Origin of the sequence: Streptomyces sp. NPDC004658, from assembly GCF_040609555.1 — a bacterium.
Lineage (GTDB): Bacteria > Actinomycetota > Actinomycetes > Streptomycetales > Streptomycetaceae > Streptomyces.
Map to the genome: position 1 here is coordinate 1 of NZ_JBEXKG010000140.1, position 19,992 is coordinate 19,992.

21 protein-coding genes are annotated in these 19,992 nt (G+C 72.9%); 17 read left to right on the top strand and 4 right to left on the bottom strand.

Translation table 11 applies throughout. The features are described from left to right. The 9 genes from ABZV94_RS32410 to ABZV94_RS32450 form a co-directional block, all read left to right on the top strand. Positions 1-1,794 (top strand): tetratricopeptide repeat protein (locus tag ABZV94_RS32410; RefSeq protein ID WP_356346749.1); only part of this gene is annotated, 1,794 nt, incomplete at its 5' end. Positions 1,795-1,931: 137 nt separating this feature from the next. Then, on the top strand, positions 1,932-3,056 hold the full coding sequence (gene ald / locus ABZV94_RS32415) for an alanine dehydrogenase (RefSeq protein WP_356346750.1): 1,125 nt from the start codon (positions 1,932-1,934) through the stop codon (positions 3,054-3,056). 379 nt (positions 3,057-3,435) lie between these two features. Next, positions 3,436-4,569 carry a ParA family protein gene (locus tag ABZV94_RS32420; RefSeq protein WP_078629566.1) on the top strand — a complete coding sequence of 378 codons (1,134 nt, stop codon included), beginning with the start codon at positions 3,436-3,438 and terminating at the stop codon, positions 4,567-4,569. Then, positions 4,554-5,102, top strand: coding sequence for a hypothetical protein (locus ABZV94_RS32425; RefSeq protein WP_356346752.1), 549 nt, complete (start codon positions 4,554-4,556; stop codon positions 5,100-5,102). Before ABZV94_RS32420 ends, ABZV94_RS32425 begins: the two co-directional genes overlap by 16 nt. Before the next feature lie 18 nt (positions 5,103-5,120). Then, a complete protein-coding gene (locus ABZV94_RS32430) occupies positions 5,121-6,206 on the top strand; it encodes a segregation/condensation protein A (RefSeq protein WP_356346754.1) in 1,086 nt (361 codons plus the stop codon). Then, entirely contained in the window at positions 6,203-6,820 is a 618-nt protein-coding gene (scpB, locus tag ABZV94_RS32435) for an SMC-Scp complex subunit ScpB (RefSeq protein WP_356346756.1), read from the top strand. The genes ABZV94_RS32430 and scpB overlap by 4 nt, the downstream gene beginning before the upstream one ends. A gap of 13 nt (positions 6,821-6,833) precedes the next feature. Further along, the gene (locus ABZV94_RS32440) at positions 6,834-7,895 is read left to right on the top strand and encodes a pseudouridine synthase (RefSeq protein ID WP_356346758.1); all 1,062 of its coding nucleotides are present in this window, start codon (positions 6,834-6,836) and stop codon (positions 7,893-7,895) included. A gap of 64 nt (positions 7,896-7,959) precedes the next feature. After that, complete coding sequence (locus tag ABZV94_RS32445; RefSeq protein WP_356346760.1) at positions 7,960-8,967, top strand: ADP-ribosylglycohydrolase family protein; 1,008 nt, start codon at positions 7,960-7,962, stop codon at positions 8,965-8,967. A gap of 4 nt (positions 8,968-8,971) precedes the next feature. Then, positions 8,972-9,721: a nucleotidyltransferase domain-containing protein gene (locus tag ABZV94_RS32450; protein ID WP_356346762.1), complete on the top strand. Its 750-nt coding sequence runs from the start codon at positions 8,972-8,974 to the stop codon at positions 9,719-9,721. Here ABZV94_RS32450 and ABZV94_RS32455 read toward each other — a convergent pair. Beyond that, on the bottom strand, positions 9,647-10,390 hold the full coding sequence (locus ABZV94_RS32455; protein WP_356346763.1) for a nucleotidyltransferase domain-containing protein: 744 nt from the start codon (positions 10,388-10,390) through the stop codon (positions 9,647-9,649). The two genes, ABZV94_RS32450 and ABZV94_RS32455, sit on opposite strands and share 75 nt — an antisense overlap. 22 nt (positions 10,391-10,412) lie before the next feature. Beyond that, positions 10,413-10,862, bottom strand: a complete 450-nt coding sequence (locus ABZV94_RS32460; RefSeq protein WP_356346765.1) for a Rieske (2Fe-2S) protein — start codon at positions 10,860-10,862, stop codon at positions 10,413-10,415. A 147-nt stretch (positions 10,863-11,009) separates the two neighbouring features. Between ABZV94_RS32460 and aroH the strand changes: the two genes are divergently transcribed. The 5 genes from aroH to der all read left to right on the top strand — a co-directional run bounded on the left by aroH (position 11,010) and on the right by der (position 15,459). Further along, positions 11,010-11,372, top strand: a complete 363-nt coding sequence (aroH, locus tag ABZV94_RS32465; protein WP_356346767.1) for a chorismate mutase — start codon at positions 11,010-11,012, stop codon at positions 11,370-11,372. Further along, positions 11,369-12,454: a prephenate dehydrogenase gene (locus ABZV94_RS32470; RefSeq protein WP_356346769.1), complete on the top strand. Its 1,086-nt coding sequence runs from the start codon at positions 11,369-11,371 to the stop codon at positions 12,452-12,454. Before aroH ends, ABZV94_RS32470 begins: the two co-directional genes overlap by 4 nt. A 99-nt stretch (positions 12,455-12,553) precedes the next feature. Continuing rightward, the gene (gene cmk, locus ABZV94_RS32475; RefSeq protein WP_356346771.1) at positions 12,554-13,249 is read left to right on the top strand and encodes a (d)CMP kinase; all 696 of its coding nucleotides are present in this window, start codon (positions 12,554-12,556) and stop codon (positions 13,247-13,249) included. Between the two features lie 59 nt (positions 13,250-13,308). After that, the gene (locus ABZV94_RS32480) at positions 13,309-13,911 is read left to right on the top strand and encodes a lysophospholipid acyltransferase family protein (RefSeq protein WP_356346787.1); all 603 of its coding nucleotides are present in this window, start codon (positions 13,309-13,311) and stop codon (positions 13,909-13,911) included. A gap of 66 nt (positions 13,912-13,977) precedes the next feature. Next, positions 13,978-15,459, top strand: coding sequence for a ribosome biogenesis GTPase Der (gene der, locus ABZV94_RS32485; protein ID WP_356346773.1), 1,482 nt, complete (start codon positions 13,978-13,980; stop codon positions 15,457-15,459). Between the two features lie 63 nt (positions 15,460-15,522). On the opposite strand, the gene ABZV94_RS32490 is transcribed toward der, so the two are convergent. After that, complete coding sequence (locus ABZV94_RS32490; protein WP_356346775.1) at positions 15,523-15,921, bottom strand: hypothetical protein; 399 nt, start codon at positions 15,919-15,921, stop codon at positions 15,523-15,525. Between the two features lie 55 nt (positions 15,922-15,976). Further along, positions 15,977-16,768, bottom strand: a complete 792-nt coding sequence (locus ABZV94_RS32495) for a hypothetical protein (RefSeq protein WP_356346777.1) — start codon at positions 16,766-16,768, stop codon at positions 15,977-15,979. Between the two features lie 543 nt (positions 16,769-17,311). Here ABZV94_RS32495 and ABZV94_RS32500 point away from each other — a divergent pair. From ABZV94_RS32500 to ABZV94_RS32510, 3 genes are all read left to right on the top strand, one after another. After that, on the top strand, positions 17,312-17,992 hold the full coding sequence (locus ABZV94_RS32500) for a transglycosylase family protein (protein ID WP_356346780.1): 681 nt from the start codon (positions 17,312-17,314) through the stop codon (positions 17,990-17,992). 75 nt (positions 17,993-18,067) lie between these two features. Then, the gene (locus tag ABZV94_RS32505) at positions 18,068-19,108 is read left to right on the top strand and encodes a YafY family protein (protein ID WP_356346782.1); all 1,041 of its coding nucleotides are present in this window, start codon (positions 18,068-18,070) and stop codon (positions 19,106-19,108) included. 355 nt (positions 19,109-19,463) lie between these two features. Continuing rightward, the gene (locus tag ABZV94_RS32510) at positions 19,464-19,679 is read left to right on the top strand and encodes an I78 family peptidase inhibitor (protein WP_356346784.1); all 216 of its coding nucleotides are present in this window, start codon (positions 19,464-19,466) and stop codon (positions 19,677-19,679) included. The last annotated feature ends 313 nt before the right edge of the window (positions 19,680-19,992 follow it).

A 19,992-nucleotide genomic window follows, 5' to 3' on the forward strand; every position in this document is an offset into this window, starting at 1 on the left:
CTCAGCGAGCCCGGCGGCGCGCCGGTGCCCGTCGAGCAGGCCGCCCGCGACCTGCTCGCCGCACTGGAGCTGCCCGCCCCCGCCGGAGCCGCCGAGGACGACCTGGCCGCGGCCCTGCGCGCCGCCCTCGCCGGCCGGAAGACGCTGCTCCTGCTGGACGACGCGGCCGGCGCCGAGCAGGTCGACGCGCTGCTCCCGGACGCCCCGGACTGCCTGGTCGTGGCCGTCTCCGGGGGTCCGCTCACCGGCATCGCGGACGTCCGCCCCTGCACGCTGGGCGGCCTGGACACCAAGTCCGCGGTGGAACTGCTCACCGGCTACGCCGGCTCGGTCCGCGTCACCGTCGACCCGCGCTCCGCCGAGAGCCTGGTCGAGGCCTGCCAGGGCCACCCGGCCGCGCTGGTGCTGGCCGGCGGCTGGCTCGCCGCCCGCCCGCGAGCCGCCGTCTCCGATCTCGCCAAGCGGCTGCACGCCGACGGCGGCGCGGACGGCACCCCGCTGTCCCGCGTCTTCCGGCTCGTGTACGACCAGCTGCCGGGACCGGCCGCCCGCATACTGCGACTGCTCTGCCTCGCCCCGGCCGGCCTGGCCGACCCGCACACCGCCTCCGCGCTGGCCGGCTGCTCGGTCGACGCCGCCCGCGCCACCCTGGACGACCTCGTCGCCCTCGGCCTGCTGCGCGCGCTGGACTCCCCGCTGCCCCAGTACGAGGTCCCCGGCTGTCTGCACCCGCTGCTGCGCGCCCTGGCCGAGAGCCAGGAGCGGCCCGCCGAGCTCCAGCTGGCCCGGGCGCGGATGCTGGAGCGGACGGTACGGCTGCTCCAGTCCTGCCGGGCGATCACCGAGACCGACAGCCCGCAGGCCCGGGAGAAGCTGAGCGGTCTGCCCCCCGCGCTGCGCTTCCCGACCCCGCGGGCCGCCGCCGACTGGCTGCGCCTGCGGCGGCCCGCCCTGCTGGCGTCCGCGCGCCTCGCGGTGGCCGACGGCGAGCTGGACACCCTCGCCCGCCGGCTGATGTCCCAGCTGGTGCGGGCCCTGGCCGCGCATGTCGGCACCCAGGCCGCCGCAGCCGACCTGTACGGCCTGCACGGTCTCGTCCTGGACGTGGCCGAGCGGCGCGGACTGCCCCGGGAGAAGGCCGCGGCCCTGCTGAACCTGGGCGATCTGGACGCCCAGACCGGGCGGACCCGGGAGGCGCTGGCCCGCTACCGGGCCGCCCTGGACGCCGGACGCGAGGCGAACGACCCGTACGCGACCGGCCGCGCGATGGAATCCGTAGGCGGCGCCTACCAGGAGCTGGGGGACCACGACCGGGCCGCCGACTGGTTCGGCCGGGCCCTGGCCGAGCGGCTGGCCCGGGGGGAGCACCCGGAGGCGGCCCGGCTGTACGGCCGTATCGGCACGGCCCACACCTACGCCGGCCGGTACGGCGAGGCGCTGCGGAACTGGCGGGCCGCCCTGGCCGGCTACCGCAGGAGCGGCGATGTCGCCGCCAGCGCGCGGGCGTTGAGCGAGATCGCCCGGGTGCAGGAGTACGCGGGACGGCCCGAGGAGTCGCTGCGCACCTGCCAGGAGGCGGTGGAGTGGGCGCGGCGAGCCGAGGACGCGCGGTTGCAGGCCGCACTCCAGCTGCGCCTCGCCGACACCCTGGAGCGGCTCGGCGACCCCGCGTCGGCCCGCCTGCACCGCGCGGCGGCGGAGCGCATGCTGGGTGAGGAGCCGCCGGAAGAGGACGCAAGGCCGGAACACGACGCTAACGCCTGCGAAATCCGTAGTGTGCCCAGTGAAGATTGATGCAATGAAAGGCTAGACAGCCGGAACGCCTTCATTAGACTGGCTCTGCCGCTCGTTCTCCTGCGGTGTCTCCCGGTATGCCCCCGCATGTCTGGGTACGTCTGTAATGCACCCCCATACCCTCTGAGCCAAGGACCGTGATCGACGTGAAGGTCGGCATCCCCCGCGAGGTCAAGAACAACGAGTTCCGGGTGGCCATCACCCCCGCCGGTGTGCACGAGCTGGTGCGCAACGGCCACCAGGTCGTCGTCGAGCGGGGCGCCGGCCTCGGCTCCTCCATCACGGACGAGGAGTACGTCTCGGCCGGTGCCGCCATCCTCGACACGGCCGACGAGGTGTGGGCCGCCGCCGACCTGCTGCTGAAGGTCAAGGAGCCCATCGCCGAGGAGTACCACCGCCTGCGCAAGGACCAGATCCTCTTCACCTACCTGCACCTGGCCGCCTCCAAGGAGTGCACGGACGCCCTGATCGAGTCCGGCACCACGGCCATCGCCTACGAGACCGTCGAGCTGCCGAACCGCGCCCTGCCGCTGCTCGCCCCGATGTCCGAGGTCGCGGGCCGGCTGGCCCCGCAGGTCGGCGCCTACCACCTGATGCGCGCGGCCGGCGGCCGCGGCGTGCTGCCGGGCGGCGTCCCGGGTGTGACCCCGGCCAAGGCCGTCGTCATCGGCGGCGGTGTCTCGGGCTGGAACGCCACGCAGGTCGCCATCGGCATGGGCTTCGAGGTGACCCTGCTCGACCGCGACATCAACAAGCTGCGCGAGGCGGACCGGATCTTCGGCACGCAGGTCAAGGCGATCATGTCCAACGCCTTCGAGCTGGAGAAGGCCGTCCTCGACGCCGACCTCGTCATCGGCGCGGTCCTCATCCCGGGTGCCAAGGCCCCGAAGCTGGTCACCAACGAGATGGTGTCCCGCATGAAGCCGGGAAGTGTCCTTGTCGACATCGCGATCGACCAGGGCGGCTGCTTCGAGGACTCCCGTCCCACCACGCACGCCGAGCCGACCTTCCGGGTCCACAACTCGGTCTTCTACTGCGTCGCCAACATGCCGGGCGCGGTGCCCAACACCTCCACCAACGCCCTCACCAACGCGACGCTGCCGTACATCGTCTCCCTGGCCAACAACGGCTGGGTGGAGGCGCTGCGCCGCGACCCCGCGCTCGCCAAGGGGCTCAACACCCATGACGGCAAGGTCGTTTACAAGGAGGTCGCCGAGGCGCACGGCCTGGACCACGTGGAGCTGGAGAGCCTTCTCGGCTGAGCCAAAAGGCGATTCGTCAACACGGTTCGTCAACAGCGCGCACCCGGCCGGACCTTGCCCGACAAGGTCCGGCCGGGTGTGTGTATGGTCACTTTGCGACTCTCGGTCAACTCGCCTCGAACGTAACCCTTCGACCGATTCGCACACCGGTGAAACCTGCTGTGCGACGGCCGTACGCCCTTGACAGCGAGATGTTTCATTGCCGACACATCCTGCCGGGTCCGGCGGATTGTGTTGCTGCGGACCGCCGACACGCCATAGAGTCGCCAACCGTCGGCATGGTGCCACGCTGACCTTGTCTAGAAGTTTCCTGGTCACCAAGGAGGTAAGACGACTTGTGAATGAGTCGACATTTTCTCCCGGGGGTGGTCAACCAGGAATGCCTGCACGGGGCCAGGGCCCCGCGGGATTCGAGGCTGTCGGCTCCGTAGCTGTGCGCACCTTCGCAGCCCACCAGAGTTCCGGTCCGCAGGCGGCCGGGACAGCACACCAGAGCATGGATGGCCATCACGTGAACGCCATGGCCGGCGACGGAAGTGGCGCGCCCCACAACCACTTCGCCGACTACGACGAACTGCCCGAGGGGCACTTCTACGACCCCGACGCCGAGTACGAGCCCGATCCCGAGTACGCGGCCACGCTCGCGCCCGACGCGGCCCGCCAGCGCCGTGAGCGCATCGGCCCGACCGGACGCCCGCTGCCGTACTTCCCGATCCCGGGCCCGCTGACCGACCACGGCCCCGCGACGATCATCGCGATGTGCAACCAGAAGGGCGGCGTCGGCAAGACGACGTCGACCATCAACCTGGGTGCCGCGCTCGCGGAGTACGGCCGGCGCGTGCTGCTCGTGGACTTCGACCCGCAGGGCGCGCTGTCGGTCGGTCTCGGCGTCAACCCGATGGAGCTGGACCTCACCGTCTACAACCTGCTCATGGAGCGGGGCATGTCCGCGGACGAGGTCCTGCTGAAGACGGCGGTCCCCAACATGGACCTGCTGCCGTCCAACATCGACCTGTCGGCCGCCGAGGTCCAGCTGGTCTCCGAGGTCGCGCGCGAGTCGACGCTCCAGCGGGCCCTGAAGCCGCTGCTGCCCGACTACGACTACATCGTGATCGACTGCCAGCCCTCGCTCGGTCTGCTCACCGTCAACGCGCTGACGGCCGCGCACAAGGTGATCGTGCCGCTGGAGTGCGAGTTCTTCGCCCTGCGCGGTGTGGCCCTGCTGACCGAGACCATCGAGAAGGTCCAGGAACGGCTCAACCCGGAGCTGGAGCTCGACGGCATCCTCGCCACGATGTACGACTCGCGCACCGTCCACAGCCGCGAGGTGCTGGCCCGCGTGGTCGAGGCCTTCGACGACCACGTCTACCACACGGTCATCGGCCGCACGGTGCGCTTCCCGGAGACCACGGTCGCCGGTGAGCCGATCACCACCTACGCCTCCAACTCCGTCGGCGCCGCCGCCTACCGTCAGCTCGCCAGGGAGGTGCTCGCCCGGTGTCACGCCGAGTGAGTCTGCCGGGGGCCGACGAACTCTTCCGCACGACCGGGGGGATGGCGCTCCAGCCGTCCACGCCCCGCCGCGCGGCCAACGGTGAGGCCCGGGTGCCGGCTCCCGCGGGGGAGAGCGACGAGGCGGCCGCCGCCGAGGACGTACCGCAGTCGGTGCCCGTCCGCAACGGTGACGGGGAGGGGGCGGAGCACGCGGCGGCGGAGGCCGAGCCGGCCGAGGCCGGTGAGTCCCGCACCCGCCCGGCGCGCCGGCAGACGGCGCAGGAAGGTTCTGCCGCCGCGCAGCCGCGCAAGCGCGGACGGTCGGCGGCCCGCCGGCCCAGCGGGCGCGAGCGGCACGACGAGAAGATCACCGTGTACGTCTCCGCCGAGGAACTGATGGACCTGGAGCACGCGCGGCTGGTGCTCCGCGGCGAGCACGGGCTCGCGGTGGACCGCGGGCGGATCGTCCGCGAGGCGGTGGCCGTGGTCCTGGCCGACCTGGAGTCCCGCGGTGACGCGAGCATCCTCGTGCGACGGCTGCGCGGGCGCTAGCGGTAGCCTGCGGGGGCCATGACCTCGAACGGAGCCCCTGCCCCCGGCGCATCCGCCGGTCGTCGGCGTGCGCTGGGGCGAGGGCCGGGCGTCACGCCGGCCGAGCCGGCCGCCGTACCCGCCGAGGCTCCCGAGCCGGAGCCGGAGAGCCCTGAGCCGGAACTGCCCGAACCCGAACCGGCGCTGCCCCGGCCCGAGCCCGGTGAGCCCGAGTCCGCCGTGTCCGACCCGGAGCCCGGTGAGCCCGCGCCCGTCGACTCCCAGCGCGAGCCCGGCGAGTCCGAACCCGGTTCCGACGGCGTCTTCAAGGTCCGCCTCGCGAACTTCGAGGGTCCCTTCGACCTGCTCCTCCAGCTGATCTCCAAGCACAAGCTGGACGTCACCGAGGTCGCCCTGTCGAAGGTCACCGACGAGTTCATGGCGCACATCCGGGCCATGGGACCCGACTGGGACCTGGACCAGACCACGGAGTTCCTGGTCGTCGCGGCCACGCTGCTCGACCTCAAGGCCGCCCGGCTGCTGCCCGCCGCCGAGGTGGAGGACGAGGCCGACCTGGCCCTGCTGGAGGCCCGGGACCTGCTGTTCGCCCGCCTCCTCCAGTACCGCGCCTACAAACAGATCGCCGACATCTTCGACCGGCGGCTCGACGACGAGGCCCGGCGGTATCCCCGTACCGTCGGCCTCGAACCGCAGCACGCCGAGCTGCTGCCCGAGGTCGTCATCAGCATCGGCCCCGAGGGCTTCGCCAAGCTCGCCGTCAAGGCCATGCAGCCCAAGCCCAAACCGCAGGTCTACGTCGACCACATCCACGCCCCGCTGGTCAGCGTGCAGGAGCAGGCCGGGATCGTGGTCGCGCGGCTGCGGGAGCTGGGCGAGGCCAGCTTCCGGGTGCTGGTGGAGGACACCGGCGACACCCTCACCGTCGTGGCGCGGTTCCTGGCGCTGCTGGAGCTGTACCGGGAGAAGGCCGTCGCCCTCGACCAGGAGACCGCCCTCGGCGAGCTGCTGGTGCGCTGGACCGGCGGGGACGGGGACGAGGCGCCGAGGGTCACGGACGAGTTCGACCGGCCGCCGGAGGCGCCCGAGGAGGAGAAGAAGGCATGAGCGAGACCGCCGACCTCGATCTCAAGCCCGCCCTGGAGGCGATGCTCATGGTCGTGGACGAGCCCGCGACCGAGGAGCACCTGGCGAAGATCCTGGAGCGGCCCCGGCGGCAGATCGCGGACGCCCTGCGCGAGCTGGCCGACGAGTACACCGTGCAGGGCCGCGGCTTCGAACTGCGGTTCGTCGCGGGCGGCTGGCGCTTCTACACCCGCCCCGCCTACGCGCCCGCCGTCGAGCGGCTGGTCCTGGACGGGCAGACCGCCCGGCTCACCCAGGCCGCGCTGGAGACCCTGGCGGTCGTCGCCTACCGCCAGCCGGTCAGCCGCAGCCGGGTCTCCGCCGTGCGCGGGGTGAACTGCGACGGCGTGATGCGCACCCTCCTCCAGCGCGGTCTGGTCGAGGAGGCGGGCACGGAACCCGAAACAGGTGCGATCCTGTACAGGACGACGAACTACTTCCTGGAGCGGATGGGCCTGCGCGGCCTGGACGAGCTCCCGGAGCTCGCGCCCTTCCTCCCGGAGGCGGAGGCGATCGAGGCCGAGACCCAGGAGGGAGTCCCGTCGTTCGACCCGGACGCGCCCGACGCGCCCGGCGGTCAGGACGCAGACGACTAAGACGGAAACCTTGATGCGAAGCAGCGGCAGCGGCAAGAGCGGCGGGCGCGGTAACTACCGCGGTGCCGGCAACGACAGGGACCAGAAGCAGGGGCAGGGCCGGCCCCGCAAGCCCCGCCCCGAGGAGCGCCGCTACGACGTGGGCCCGGGGGCCACCAAGGACGGCCCCAAGGCCGGGCGTGGCGGGGCCGCGCGAGGAGGGGCCAAGGGCGGCCCGAAGCGGCCCCAGGAGGGCGGCCGTACGGCCCCGGCGCGCTCGCGCGAGTACGAGACGCGGGTCGAGGAGCGCAACCGGGAGCGGTACGCGGGCAAGAAGGACATCAAGCTGCCCAAGACCTTCCCGGGCGCCGAGCAGGAGGGCGAGCGGCTCCAGAAGGTCCTCGCGCGCGCGGGCTACGGCTCCCGGCGGGCCTGCGAGGAGCTGATCGACCAGGCCCGGGTCGAGGTGAACGGCGAGATCGTCACCGAGCAGGGCAAGCGCGTCGACCCCGAGAGGGACGAGGTCAAGGTCGACGGCCTGACGGTCGCGACCCAGTCGTACCAGTTCTTCTCGCTGAACAAGCCCGCGGGCGTGGTCTCCACCATGGAGGACCCGGAGGGCCGGCAGTGCCTCGGGGACTACGTCACCAACCGCGAGACCCGGCTCTTCCACGTCGGCCGGCTGGACACCGAGACCGAGGGCGTCATCCTGCTCACCAACCACGGCGAGCTGGCACACCGCCTCACGCACCCCAAGTACGGCGTGAAGAAGACCTACCTCGCGCACATCGTCGGCCCGATCCCGCGCGACCTGGGCAAGCGGCTGAAGGACGGCATCCAGCTGGAGGACGGCTACGCCCGCGCGGACCACTTCCGGGTGGTGGAGCAGACCGGCAAGAACTACCTGGTCGAGGTGACCCTGCACGAGGGCCGCAAGCACATCGTGCGCCGCATGCTGGCCGAGGCGGGCTTCCCGGTCGACAAGCTGGTGCGCACCGCCTTCGGCCCGATCACCCTGGGCGACCAGAAGTCGGGCTGGCTGCGCCGCCTGTCGAACACCGAGGTCGGCATGCTGATGAAGGAAGTCGACCTCTAAAGCGCCTTGCCGTGATCACCGTCCCCCTTTATTGTCATGGTGACGATAAAGGGGGATGGCGTATATGCCCAAGCAGCCGGCGACCGGGGCGCTCCTCGGCCTCGCCCTGGGGGACGCCCTCGGCTTCCCGACCGAATTCAACGACGTGCCGTCGATCCTCGCCAAGTGCGGGCCCTGGCGGGAGATGGAGCTGCCGAAGCGGGCCTTCGTCTCCGACGACACCCAGATGACCCTCGCCCTCGGGCGAGCCCTGCGCACGGCCATGGAGCGCGGACCCCTCGCCCCGAAGCGGCTGGAGCGGCCCCTGCGCGAGGAGTTCGTGGACTGGTACCGGTCACCCGACAACAACCGCGCCCCCGGCGCCACCTGTCTGCGGGCCTGCGAGCTGCTCAAGGCGGAGGGCCGGGCCTGGCAGGACGCCAGCCGGATCGGCTCCAAGGGCTGCGGCGCCAACATGCGGGTCGCCCCGATCGGACTCGCCCCCGGGCTGAGCGGCGAACAGCGGTCCGGCGCCGCCCAGTTGCAGGCAGCGCTCACCCACGGCCACCCCACCGCGCTGGCCGCCTCCGACCTCACCGCCCACGCCGTCCACCTGCTCGCCCAGGGCACCGACCCGGCCGGACTGGTCGGGCACCTGCGCTCCTACGCCCTTCGGAACCGCACCCGCTACCACCACACCTGGCTCGGCGACCTGTGGACCCGCTCGCAGGACCCCGGCCCCGAGCAGTTCATCGCACGCGGCTGGGACGAGTGCCTGGAGATCCTCGGCCGGCTCCAGCAGGCCGCGCGGACCGTCTCCCCGGAGACCGACCCCTGCCTGGCCACCGGCGAGGGCTGGATCGCCGAGGAGGCCCTCGCGACCGGGCTGCTGTGCTTCCTGCTCTTCCCCGACGAACCCGTCACCGCCCTGCGCCGGGCCGCCTGCACCGCCGGCGACTCCGACTCCCTCGCCTGCCTCACCGGCGCCTTCGCGGGCGCCTGGCTCGGCGCCGCCGCCTGGCCCGCCGACTGGACGGAGCGGATCGAGTACCGGGGCGACCTGTTGGCCCTGGGAGTGCTCTGGGACGCTTAGGTCCATGATCGACGACCTCGGCACAGACCTGGCCCCGGTGGTCGCGGAGCAGCCCGACCCCTTGCTGTTCGCCACCGTCTCCGGAGCCCACCTGTACGGATTCCCCTCGCAGGACTCCGACGTGGACCTCAGGGGCGTCCACCTGCTCCCCGCCGCCGACCTCGTCGGCCTGCGCGAGCCGGAGGAGACCCGCTCGCGGACCTGGGTCCGGTACGGCGTCGAGCTGGACCTCGTCACCCACGACCTGCGCAAGTTCGTACGGCTCATGCTCCGCCGCAACGGCTATGTGCTGGAGCAGCTGCTCTCGCCGCTGGTCGTGCACACCTCGGAGGCCCACCGGGAGCTGGCCGCCCTGGCCCCCGGCGTCCTCACCAGCCACCACGCCCACCACTACCGGGGGTTCGCGGTGACCCAGTGGCGGCTGTTCGAGAAGACCGGCGAACTCAAGCCGCTGCTCTACACCTTCCGTGTGCTGCTCACCGGCATCCACCTCATGCGCAGCGGCGAGGTGCAGGCCCATCTGCCCACGCTGCTGGACGAGGTCGGCGCTCCCGGTTACCTGCCCGAGCTGATCGCCGCCAAGCGGGAACGGGAGCACGGCAAGGCCGACGTCGACCACGCGCGCGTGGAGGCCGACGTGGAGCGGCTGCACACCGTGCTGGACGAGGCGCAAGCCGGCTCAGCCCTGCCCGACGCGGCCGGTTCCCACGACGCCCTGCACGACCTGGTGGTCCGGCTCCGCCTGGAGGGCTGAGTCCCGGCGCACCCGGTGCAGGAAGGCGGCCACGCGCGCGCGGTCCGGCTCCGGGGGCAGCGGGGTGCCCCGCAGGGCCTCCTCCGCCTCGGCCGCCAGCCGGACCATCCACGCCTCCGCGCGCGGCCACGGCACCTCGCCGCGCTTCACCGCCAGCAGGGGCCCGCGCCGCTCACCGACGTCGATCACCAGCTCGCCGCTGCGCAGCAGGTCCCGGGCGCTCATCAGCAGGCGCAGCAGATGCATCGCGTGCTTCCAGCGCGGGGCGCCCGTCGCGCGGACGTCGGCGTCGAGCTTCCTGCGCTGGCCGAGGGCGTACCGCGTGAAGGTGTCGTACGCCTGCCGGGACAGGAAGGCGCCGCGCAGGGACAGCAGCTCGCGGCCGGTGCCGTCCACGTGCTCCACCAGCGGGGAGTGCAGGCACTCCAGGATGTTCGGGTTGCCGCGCAGCGCCAGCTCGCAGAACCGTTCCAGCTCCCAGGAGAACCGCTCCTCGCCCGGCCCCTCCACATGCGTCGGCGGCTTCTCGAACCGCCAGAACAGCGGGGTCGGTGCGAGGAACACCCCGCGCCGGTCGGTGTCGCTGGCGTCCGTGGCCAGGCCGAAGGCGCGGGAGCCCATGACACAGGCGTAGACCGTGTGGTCGCGTACGAGGTCCTGCGGCTGCATCCCCGGAGCGTACGCGGCGCCCTCAGCTCAGGCGGATCGAATTTCCGTCCACCGTGATCGACCGCTGGGGCAGCGGCCTGGTCGCGGGGCCGTGCGCCACCGCGCCGTCGGCGATGTGGAACCTGCTGCCGTGGCACGGACAGTCGATGGTGCCGTCCGTCACCTTGTCCACCAGGCAGCCCTGGTGCGTGCAGACCGCCGAGAAGGCCTTGAAGTCACCCTTCTTCGGCTGGGTGACCACCACCTTCTCCTTCTTGAACACCTTGCCGCCGCCCTCCGGGATGTCGCTCGTCCTCGCCAGCGCCTTCCCGTCGGTGGCCGCCTCCTGCGCGCCCGGGGACGACGGCGACGCCGGTGCCGACGATGCCGACGTGGCCGTACCGCCGTTCTCCGCGCCGCATCCCACGCACCCCAGGGCGAGCGCACCGGCGCCCGTGGCGAGAACCGTCCGCCGTGTCGCTGGCTGGGTCATGTCAGACCTCCGTACAGATGTGCATATCGGTGGATACCGGAACTCTCGCATCGTCTCAGCGAGCGAGCGGCCCGCGCCCGTCCCGCGCGGGCTGACTACGCTGGACGGACCAAGAACGGAACACGCATGTCAGCGAGGAGCAGCGCCGTGGCGGTACGAGCGGTCCGGGGGGCCGTCCAACTGGAGCGGGACGAGGCCGGTCACATGGAGGAGCGGGTCGGAGCCCTGCTCACCGCCGTCCTGGAGCGGAACGGGCTGACCGCCGACGACCTGATCAGCATCTGGTTCACGGCCACCCCCGACCTGCACAGCGACTTCCCGGCCGCCGCCGCCCGCAGGCTCGGCATCGTGGACGTCCCCCTGATCTGCGCCCAGGAACTGGACATCGAGGGCGCCATGCCCCGCGTCGTGCGGATCCTCGCGCACATCGAGTCGGACAAGCCCCGCGCCGACATCGCCCACGTCTACCTCGGCGCCGCCGCGGCCCTGCGCAAGGACATCGCCCAGTGAGAACCGCACTCGTCATCGGAACCGGCCTCATCGGCACCTCCGCCGCCCTGGCCCTCACCCAGCGCGGCGTCACCGTCCACCTCGCCGACCACGACCCCGAGCAGGCCCGCACGGCCGCCGCGCTCGGCGCCGGCACCGACCAGGCCCCCGAGGGCCCGGTCGACCTGGCGATCGTCGCCGCCCCGCCCGCCCACGTGGCCCGGGTCCTCGCCGACGCCATGCGCCGGGGCGTCGCCCGCGGCTACGTGGACGTCGCCAGCGTCAAGGGCGGTCCGCGCCGCGAGCTGGAGGCGCTCGGCCTGGACCTCACCGCGTACATCGGCACGCACCCCATGTCCGGGCGGGAGAGGTCCGGCCCGCTGGCCGCGACCGCCGACCTCTTCGAGGGCCGCCCCTGGGTGCTCACCCCGACCCGGGACACCGACACCGAGGTGCTCAACCTCGCCCTGGAGCTGGTCTCGCACTGCCGGGCCGTCCCGGTCGTCATGGACGCCGACGCCCACGACCGCGCGGTCGCCCTCGTCTCCCACATGCCCCACCTGGTGTCCAACATGGTCGCCGCGCGCCTGGAGCACGCCGAGGAGGCCGCCGTACGGCTGTGCGGGCAGGGGATCAGGGACGTGACCCGGATCGCCGCCTCCGACCCGCGCATGTGGATCGACATCCTGTCCGCGAACCCGGGACCGGTCGCCGACCTGCTCTCCGACGTCGCCGCCGACCTGGACGAGACGGTCCGGGCGCTGCGGGCCCTGCAGTCCTCCGACGAGGCCAAGCGGAGCGAGGGCACCGCCGGCATCGAGGACGTGCTGCGCCGCGGGAACGCGGGCCAGGTGCGGGTACCCGGCAAGCACGGCAGCGCCCCGCGCGCGTACGAGACCGTCGTCGTCCTCATCGACGACCAGCCCGGCCAGCTCGCCCGCATCTTCGCCGACGCGGGCCGGGCCGGGGTCAACATCGAGGACGTCCGGATCGAGCACGCGACCGGGCAGCAGGCCGGTCTGGTCCAGCTGAGCGTCGAACCGAAGGCGGTGCCGGTGCTGGAGCAGGCACTGCGCGAGCGGGGCTGGGCGCTGCGCCGGTAACACCCGGTGAGGGCGCCTCCCGCGAGCCAGTAACCTTGTGCGGGGCGCCCTCGCGTCCCGGACCCCGCTCACCACCCTTCACCAGGAAGGTGCCCTCCCGTGGAAAACGGCGCCGCCCCGACCGCCAAGCCCGTGATCGTCGCGATCGACGGTCCCTCCGGCACGGGCAAGTCGAGCACGTCGAAGGCCGTGGCCGCGCAGCTCGGCCTCAGCTACCTGGACACCGGTGCCCAGTACCGGGCGATCACCTGGTGGATGGTCACCAACGGCATCGACCTGGACGACCCGACCGCCATCGCCGCCGTCGCCGGCAAGCCGGAGATCGTCTCCGGCACCGACCCGGCCGCCCCGACCATCACGGTCGACGGCGTCGACGTGGCCGGCCCGATCCGCACCCAGGAGGTCACCTCGAAGGTCAGCGCGGTCAGCGCGGTGCCCGAGGTGCGCGCCCGGATCACCGAGCTGCAGCGCTCCCTGGCCGCCGCGGCGGAGAACGGCATCGTGGTCGAGGGCCGGGACATCGGTACGACGGTCCTGCCGGACGCCGACCTGAAGATCTTCCTGACCGCCTCCCCGGAGGCCCGCGCGGCCCGCCGCAGCGGCGAGCTGAAGGGCGCCGACGTCCACGCCACCCGCGAGGCCCTCATCAAGCGGGACGCGGCCGACTCCAGCCGCAAGACCTCGCCGCTCGCCAAGGCCGACGACGCGGTCGAGGTGGACACCACCGAGCTCACCCTCGCCCAGGTCATCGAGTGCGTCGTCACCCTGGTCGAGGAGAAGCGGGCCGGGAAGTGAGCCGTCCGGTCGCGTCGGAGCGGGGCGCCGAGGTCGGGCGGCGCATCGGCGTCGGCCTGATGTACGGGCTGTGGCGGCCGCGCGTGCTCGGCGCCTGGAGGGTGCCGGCCGACGGCCCGGTGATCCTCGCGGTGAACCACTCGCACAACATCGACGGCCCGATGGTCATGGGGGTGTCGCCCCGGCCGACGCACTTCCTGATCAAGAAGGAAGCCTTCATCGGTCCGCTGGGCTCCTTCCTGACCGGCATCGGCCAGCTGAAGGTGGACCGGGCCGCCGCCGACCGCACCGCGATCGGCCAGGCCCTGGACGTGCTGGCGGCCGGGGGAGTGCTGGGCATCTTCCCGGAGGGCACCCGGGGCGAGGGCGACTTCGCCTCGCTGCGCGCCGGGCTGGCCTACTTCGCGGTCCGCAGCGGGGCACCGATCGTCCCGGTGGCCGTCCTGGGAAGCGCGGAGCGGCCCGGCCGGCTGGTCAAGGCGCTGCCCCCGCTGCGCTCCCGCGTCGACGTCGTCTTCGGGGACCCGTTCCCGGCGGGCGACGGCAGCGGGCGGCGTACGCGCAAGGCGCTGGACGAGGCGACCGAGCGCATCCAGAAGCAGCTCACCAGCCATCTGGAAAACGCCAGGCGCCTGACCGGGCGCCAGGCGACACTTGAGTAGTGGAACGAGCCCCCGCGAGGGCTCGTTCCACCGATCACCACGAATGAACGACGAGGTACGGACTTCATGAACGACGACATCCAGCCCGACGGCTCGGCCGAGCACGAGTACGAGCACGGGGCTCTCGGCGACGCCGAGTACGCGGAGTTCATGGAGCTCGCCGCGGAAGAGGGCTTCGACATCGAGGACGTCGAGGGCGCCATCGAGGCGGCGGGCCACGGCCCGCTGCCCGTGCTCGCCGTCGTCGGCCGCCCCAATGTCGGCAAGTCGACACTGGTCAACCGGATGATCGGCCGCCGCGAGGCGGTCGTGGAGGACCGGCCGGGCGTCACCCGCGACCGCGTCACCTACGAGGCCGAGTGGGCCGGCCGCCGCTTCAAGGTCGTGGACACCGGCGGCTGGGAGCAGGACGTCCTCGGCATCGACGCCTCCGTGGCCGCCCAGGCCGAGTACGCGATCGAGGCGGCCGACGCGGTCGTCTTCGTGGTCGACGCCAAGGTCGGCGCGACCGACACCGACGAGGCGGTCGTCCGGCTGCTGCGCAAGGCCGGCAAGCCGGTCGTGCTGTGCGCCAACAAGGTCGACGGCCCGAGCGGCGAGGCCGACGCGGCCTACCTGTGGAACCTGGGCCTCGGCGAGCCCCACCCGGTCTCGGCCCTGCACGGCCGCGGCACGGGCGACATGCTCGACGCCGTCCTGGAGGTGCTGCCGAACGCCCCGGAGCAGTCCTTCGGCACCGCGATCGGCGGCCCCCGCCGCGTGGCCCTGATCGGCCGCCCGAACGTCGGCAAGTCCTCGCTGCTGAACAAGGTGGCCGGTGAGGAGCGCGTCGTCGTCAACGAGCTGGCGGGCACCACCCGCGACCCGGTGGACGAGATCATCGAGCTCGGCGGCAAGACCTGGAAGTTCGTGGACACCGCCGGTATCCGCAAGCGCGTCCACCTCCAGCAGGGCGCCGACTACTACGCGTCGCTGCGTACGGCCGCCGCCGTGGAGAAGGCCGAGGTGGCCGTCGTGCTGATCGACGCCTCCGAGTCCATCTCCGTGCAGGACCAGCGGATCATCAGCATGGCCGTCGAGGCGGGCCGCGCGATGGTGATCGCCTTCAACAAGTGGGACACGCTGGACGAGGAGCGCCGCTACTACCTGGAGCGGGAGATCGAGACCGAGCTGGGCCAGGTCGCCTGGGCGCCCCGGGTCAACGTCTCGGCGCGCACCGGCCGGCACATGGAGAAGCTGGTCCCGGCGATCGAGACGGCGCTGGCCGGCTGGGAGACGCGGGTCCCCACGGGCCGGCTGAACGCCTTCCTCGGCGAGCTGGTCTCCGCCCACCCGCACCCCGTCCGGGGCGGCAAGCAGCCGCGCATCCTGTTCGGTACCCAGGCCGGCACCAAGCCCCCGCGGTTCGTGCTCTTCGCCTCCGGCTTCATCGAGGCGGGCTACCGGCGCTTCATCGAGCGCCGCCTGCGCGAGGAGTTCGGCTTCGAGGGCACCCCGATCCACATCTCGGTGCGGGTGCGCGAGAAGCGCGGCGCGAAGAAGAAGTAACGGCGTGACGACGAGGAGGGCGGCCCCGGTGTTCCGGGGCCGCCCTCCTCGTCCGTGTGCCCGTCACGCACTCCGGCGCGGCCCCGGCGGCAGGGCGGCCGCGGCCGGCACGTGATGCATCCCCGTGTCCTGCTGCCGGCCCAGCGTGCCGACCCGCTGCCACTGCGACTGCTGCCGGGCGCTGTAGGCACCCGCGCTGTAGGCGCTGTAGGAGCTGCTGAACGACCCCGCCCGGTGACCGCCGTACGTGCCCGTACCGTCCGGGAAGTCCCCGAAGGCGCTGAACCGCAGCTCCTCCTCACCGCTGCGGTCCCCCGGCAGTGTGCGGAAGGTCCTGACCCACTCCGCGTAGAGCGAGTCGTAGATCGGCGTGGCCGAGGGCCCGCCGGACGGCTCGTGAGCCGCCCGGGCGGACGGCACGGAGGAGAAGGACCGGCGGGGAGGAGTGTCGTATGCGTGCACGTATGTCCAAACGACCGTAACCGGAAAGAGATGCGGCCGGACGGCTCACCGGGGCTCAGGTGCCCGCGAGGGGCAGCGCCGCGGCGACCAGCTTGCCGCCCGCGGCGGCCTTGTCGAGCGCGTCCCGCAGCAGGTCCTCCCGCGGCTGGCGTCCGATGGACCCGACCGGCGCGGCGAACATCAGCACCTGCTGGTGCTTGTTCGCGGCGGCCCGCCAGCTGTCGGTCACCTGGAGCGGCTGGTGCGCCTGCCACCAGGCCACCGGCTGCCCGCCGGCCGCCGACGGCTGCAGCACCGCGTGCAGCTGGCCCACGGCCAGCAGGACGGACCAGCCGTGCAGCACCGGGGGGACGGACGCCAGCTCGGTCACCGGCATGAAGCCCTGCTCGATGAGCAGCGGCAGGAAGTCGTCGCCCGTCCCGGTGGTGCCCGGGCGGACGATCGGCGAGGTCGGCTCGACGACGAGCGCGGGGTGCAGCTCCCCGTCGATCAGGACGAGTCCGCTGGTGACGCCGAGCACCGCCTGCTCGGGCACGGAGGTGCGGGGCTCACCGCCGGCCGGGTCGCCGCCGACGGCGCCGATGGAGCGGACGGCGCCCTGGAGCTGCTCCTCCGTCACCTGGACGACCTGCGAGGGCAGACAGCTGGCGTGGGCGAAGGCGAGGACGGCGGTCTCGTCGCCGACGAACAGAACGGTGCTGGTGCGCTCCTGCTCGGAGTCGCCCGGGGTGCGACAGGACGTGCAGTCGTAACTGCCCGGGGCGTTCTCTCCGGCGAGCAGCCGGTCGGCTTCTTCGTCGCCGATCTCGGCGCGTACGGCGTCGCTGACGTCGAGCATGCGCGGCACGGGTGGCTCCCTCGGGATGCGGTGCTGGGTCGGCCGGGTGGCTCCCGGCCGATGAGCCCCGGGGTTCCGGGCTCATGAAGAAGACAACGGGCGTCCTGTGGTGGTGGTCACGCCCCCGGGGCGACCGGTTCGCACCTTCCACCGCACACGGTCACCTGCGGTGCGGAATCGAACACTCACTGTCAACTCCGTTCGCCGTCAAGGAACTTGAACGGGTGAGGTGGGTCACAGATCGCCTCGGTCAGTGGTCGACAAATCGGGAAATCAGCGCATGTAGTGGGTGGCCGAAAATCGCCGATACCCGCAGTAACAGGCAACTGGCCTGGAACGACGACGAGTTGGTTGATTCCCGCCGCTCACCCTCCTTACATTCCTCCGCCGTGTGCAACGAGCACCGCTCGGGTACGTCCGCCGGCCGGCACCAGGCAGAGCCGAAGCGCCGACACCGGTCACGGCGGGCGGGGCGGGCGCGAGGAACCGCGGTCCTACGCGGGGAACCGCGCTCCGCCTTGGGGGAGCCCGGGTTCGTGGAGAGGGAACTACATGTCCGAGTGTGCCGATACCACCCGCAACACCGCCCGTCCCGACGGCGCCCGCAAGGGCCGTACGACGGCCGCGCTCGCCGGAGCCGCCCTGCTGGCCCCGCTGGGACTGCTGGCCGCGACCGGCAACGCCGCCGCGGCGGACAACGGGGTGTGGGACCGCATCGCCCAGTGCGAGAGCGGCGGCAACTGGCACATCAACACCGGCAACGGCTACTACGGCGGGCTCCAGTTCTCCGCCGGCACCTGGCGCGCGTACGGCGGCACCGCCTACGCCCCGACGGCCGACCAGGCCTCCAGGAGCGCGCAGATCGCCGTCGCCACCAAGGTCCAGCAGGCCCAGGGCTGGGGCGCCTGGCCCGTCTGCTCGGCCCGCGCCGGGGCCGTGGGCGCCGCACCCGCGGCGGCCCGCACCGGCTCCTCCGGTACGGCGACCCACCACAGCGGCGCGACGACGGAGTCCGCCCCCACCCGTACCGCCCCGGCGAAGGCGCCGGAACGCCCGGCGGCCACCACCCACCGCGGTGCCGCGCACGGCGACTACACCGTCCGCCAGGGCGACACCCTGAGCACCATCGCGGCCCGGCACGGCACCACCTGGCAGCGCGTCTACGCCGCCAACAAGGCCGTCATCGGCGACGACCCGAACCTGATCGTGCCCGGTCAGCGCCTCGCGCTCTGAAGCCGGCACGCCCAGCGACAGCCGCTGTCCCGATGAGGACAGCGGCTGTCCGCATCCCCTGGCACACTCGGGCGCATGGTGGAGACCTCCGCGCGCCTGCTGCGCCTGCTCTCGCTGCTCCAGGCCCATCGCGAGTGGTCCGGCCCCCAGCTGGCCGAACGGCTCGGCGTCACCCCGCGCACCGTCCGCCGGGACGTGGACCGGCTGCGCGAGCTGGGCTACCCGGTCCACGCCAGCCCCGGCACCGGCGGCGGCTACCAGCTGGGCGTGGGCGCCGAACTCCCGCCCCTGCTGCTGGACGACGACGAGGCGGTCGCCGTGGCCGTCGGCCTGCGCACCGCCGCCGGACAGGGCATCGAGGGCATCGGCGAGACCTCGGTACGGGCCCTGGCCAAGCTGGAGCAGGTGCTGCCGCACCGGCTGCGCCGCAGGGTCGGCGCCCTCACCGCCTTCACCGTGCCCATGCTGCGCGGCGGCCCGCCGGTGACCCCCGTCGACCCGGCCCTGCTCACCGAACTCGCCCACCTGTGCCGGGACGCCGAGCGGCTGCGGTTCGAGTACCGCACGCACGAGGGCGCGAGCAGCCGCCGTACCGTCGAACCGCACCGGCTGGTGTGCACCGAGCGGCGCTGGTACCTGGTCGCCTGGGACGTCGACCGGGCCGGCTGGCGGACCTTCCGGGTGGACCGGATCACCCCCAGGCCGCCGCACGGGCCGCGCTTCATCCCGCGCGAACCGCCCGCCGGGGACCTCGCCGCCTATGTGTCCCGGGGCGTCTCCACGCGCGCGTACCCCACGCACTCCACCGTCCGGCTGCTGGTGCCCCTGCACGAGGCCGCCGAGCACGTCTCGCCCTCCTCCGGGACGCTGGAGCCCGACGGGGCGGACGCGTGCCTGCTGCGCTGCGGCGCGGCGAGCCTCGACGTGATGGTCGTTCACCTGCTGATGCTGGGCCTGCCGTTCGAGGTGATCGAGCCGGCCGAGCTGACCGACGCCGTCAGAAGGCTCCGGGACCGGCTCGACGGCGCCCTGGCCCGGGCCGCGGAGCCCGGGACGCGTGCCCCGGGTGGTGCGGGTCCGACGGCGGGGACTCCGAGCGGGCCCGGGGCGGGGTGACCCGGGTGTGCGGGGGCGGTGGGCAGGACGTCATGCCGTCGGGCTGTTGTGTGCCGAATCCGTGAATTTCCTATGTGGCGTCAGCTGCCGTGACGCCCCCGCGGATTGCGGGGAATCGCACCCCGGGTCCGCCCGGATCCCCGCTGCGGCACTTTCCGACGGGTATTTCGGAGGGACCCCAGGGCACGCATGAATTCTGTTCGATTACCCCGGTAAGCCGAACGGAAACCCCCGTTCGTGTGACACCCGCCGGGGACTCGAGTGGCTGTGACGGAAGTGTGACGGGAGCCGGATACGGCTCTTACCCGTCCGTGCCCGGCTTCCGTCACCGCCGGTCGCGGCCTAGCGTGGCCGCATGGCACCGATTCCCACTCCGCCAGCGGAGCCCCAGGACAGCCCGGACGGGTACGTCGGCCTCGACGCGGCGCACGCCGAACGGCTCGCGCGGCAGCGCGGCTGGTCGACGGTGCGGTCGCTGCCGCCGGGCGCGATCATCACCATGGAGTACCGGGCCGGACGGCTGAACTTCGAGGTGCGGGACGGCCGCGTGGCCCGCGCCTGGAAGGGCTGACCGCCGGTTCGCCCGGAAGGGATACGCGCAAGGCCCCGCTCCTGTTCCGGGAGCGGGGCCTTCGTCGTGCCGCGGGGCGGTGGTGCGTACCGGACCCCGGGGCCGGCTGGGCCGTCAGCCGCCGGTCAGGGGCCGGGCCGACGGGGACGTGCCGCGCGGGAGGCGGTCGGCGTGCGGCGGCCGGCGGCTGCCCGCCGGGGTGACCGGGGTGCGTTCCGAACGGGCCGTGTGCGGTCCCGGCGCGCGCACAGCGGGTAGGCCTTGCTGCATCGTCTCTCGCTCGCGAAGCCGTCGTCAGGAGTAGACCGTGCTG